2 protein-coding genes and 1 pseudogene are annotated in these 2,217 nt (G+C 65.0%); 1 reads left to right on the top strand and 2 read right to left on the bottom strand.

Annotated features, from left to right (window positions below; genetic code table 11):
* Together HC022_RS24620 and HC022_RS24615 are read right to left on the bottom strand one after the other, a co-directional pair.
* The coding region (locus HC022_RS24620; RefSeq protein ID WP_167454145.1) for an ABC transporter ATP-binding protein at positions 1-488 on the bottom strand (488 nt) is incomplete at its 3' end.
* A gap of 59 nt (positions 489-547) precedes the next feature.
* A complete protein-coding gene (locus HC022_RS24615; RefSeq protein ID WP_008884203.1) occupies positions 548-1,570 on the bottom strand; it encodes a PotD/PotF family extracellular solute-binding protein in 1,023 nt (340 codons plus the stop codon).
* A gap of 112 nt (positions 1,571-1,682) precedes the next feature.
* On the opposite strand from HC022_RS24615, the pseudogene HC022_RS24610 reads away from it, so the two are divergent.
* Positions 1,683-2,217, top strand: a pseudogene (locus HC022_RS24610) (MurR/RpiR family transcriptional regulator); the annotation flags it as partial.

Here is a 2,217-nt window from a genome sequence, read left to right as displayed (position 1 = left end):
AGGAGCAGCAGCTTCGGCTTGCCCGCCAGCGCCCGGGCCAGCGCCACGCGCTGCTGCTGGCCACCGGAGAGCTGCGCGATCGACCGTTTCTCCATGCCCGCCAGCCCCACGAGCTCGAGCATCTCGCCAACCCGCATCCGGATCTCGCGCTTGTCGCGCCCGGCGATCTCGAGCGCATAGCCGACGTTGCGCGCCACGCTCATGTGCCCGAAGAGCGCATAGCGCTGGAACACCGTGTTCACCGGCCTGCGATGGGCGGGCATCTGGGTGACCGCCGTGCCGTCGATCAGCACGTCGCCCGCGTCCAGCGTCTCGAAGCCGCTGATGGTGCGCAGAAGCGTGGTCTTGCCGCAGCCCGAGGGGCCAAGGAGGGTGACGAACTCGGCGCTGGCCAGCCGCAGCGAGATCCCGTCGAGCGCGGTCATGGTGCCGCCCTCGGGGGTGCGGAAGGCCTTGCGGGCGCCGATGATTTCAAGGGGTGATGGCATGATCTTGCGGTCCTGCAGGCCGGCGGGGAAGACCCCCGCCGGATGGGTGTCGAATGGCGTCATTGCGCGGTCTTGATGCGCGTCCATTCCGAATTGTAGAGTTGCAGGTCGCGGCCGAGGTCCTCGAAGATCTGCAGCTTGTCCATCACATCCTGCGACGGGTAGATGGTCTCGTTGGCGGCGATCGCCTCGGGGATCAGCGCCTGCGCGGGCTTGTTCGGGGTACCGTTCATCTGCTGCTCGACGTTCATCGCGGCGATCTCGGGCTTGAGGTAGAACTCGAGGAACTTCTGCGCGGCCTCCTTGTTGGGCGCGGACTCGAGCACGCAGATGTCCTCCTGGTACATCGTCGCCCCTTCCTCGGGAATGATGTAGCCGATGGTGTCCGGGTTCTCGGACACATAGAGGTTGGCGCCCACGTACCAATGCGCCGCCGCCACGTCTCCCGAGATCACCTGCGGCACGGAATCGTAGGTGAAGGCGGTGACGCCCGCGATGTGGTCGATGATGTAATCCGCCGCCGCTTCGACCTCGTCGGGATCGGTGGAGTTGACCGAGTTGCCGTTCACGATGAGGCCGATGCCGATGGTCTCGCGCAGGTCGTCCAGCAGCGTGATCTTCTTGCCCTCGGCGCCCAGCGCGAAGAAGTCGGCCCAGCTCTTGATGTCGCCGGCCAGCGCCTTGTTGTAGACGATGCCCACGTTGCCCCACGCGTAGGGCAGGCAGTACTCGGCGTCGGGATCGGTCTTGGCGCGCACGAACTGCGGGTCGATGTTCTCGAAACCAGGCGCCTTGCCGATGTCGGTCTTTGCCAGAAGGCCGAGCTGGAACATGATGTCGTGCATGTGCACCGACGGGAAGACGATGTCGTAGCCGGTGGCGCCGGCCTGGATCTTGGCCAGCATCTCCTCGTTCGAGCCGTAGCTGTCGAGGGTGACCTCGATGCCGGTCTCCTCGGTGAAGGCCTCGAGAACGGCCGGGTTGATGTAGTCGCCCCAGTTGTAGAGCGACAGCGTCTCGGCGGAGGCCGCCAGCGGCGCGAGGATCAGTGCCGTGGTTGCGGCGAGATGCAGCTTTTTCATGGTTTCAGTGGCTCCCTGTCATCCGGTTTTTCGGTTTTGCCTTGAGTCACCAAACTGGTTCGATACTGTCATTTCCGTCAAATGTTAGTTTTCTGTCATGTGGAGATCCGGCATGTCACACGGCTTTGCGTCCTATGCAGAGGCGCCGATTGATGAATTTGTAAGCAAAGTCGAGCAGGGCCTGCACGCCCTACCCAAGCAGGAGGCGAAGGTTGCGCAGTATTTTCTCCTCAACCTGAACTCGGTGTCCTTCGAGACCGGCAAGTCCATCGCCCAGAAGGCGGGTGTGGCCGAGATCACCGTGGGCCGGATGCTGCGCCGTTTCGGCTGCGCGGGGATGAAGGAGTTCAAGGCGATGCTGCGGCACCGCTACTCTGTCACCGGGGCAAGCATCGCCGACGACGGGTTCGAGCTGCCCGAGGACTGGCAGGAGCAGATGAACGCCGAACTGCGCGCGGTGAGCACCGTCTACGCGCGCATCGGCACCCCCGCCTTCCGCGCCGCCGAGCGCTACCTGACCGAGGCCGAGGAGGTCTATGTCACCGGCTTCCAGACCGTGCGCGGGCTGGCCGAGGACGTGGCGCGGCGGCTGGCGCTCGCCCGGCCCCGGGTCCGCTTCCTGTCGGGGCACGACAGCATGCTCTCGG

The sequence above is a fragment of the Salipiger sp. HF18 genome (assembly GCF_011806505.1).
Taxonomy (GTDB): Bacteria; Pseudomonadota; Alphaproteobacteria; order Rhodobacterales; family Rhodobacteraceae; genus Salipiger; species Salipiger thiooxidans.
The sequence above is the reverse complement of the archived record's forward strand: the minus strand, read 5'-3'. Positions and strand labels throughout refer to the sequence as shown.

What these genes read in the sequence shown, in the direction of transcription:
- HC022_RS24615 (WP_008884203.1), bottom strand. Translation starts at nt 1,570, where the DNA reads ATGAAAAAGCTGCATCTCGCCGCAACCACGGCACTGATCCTCGCGCCG.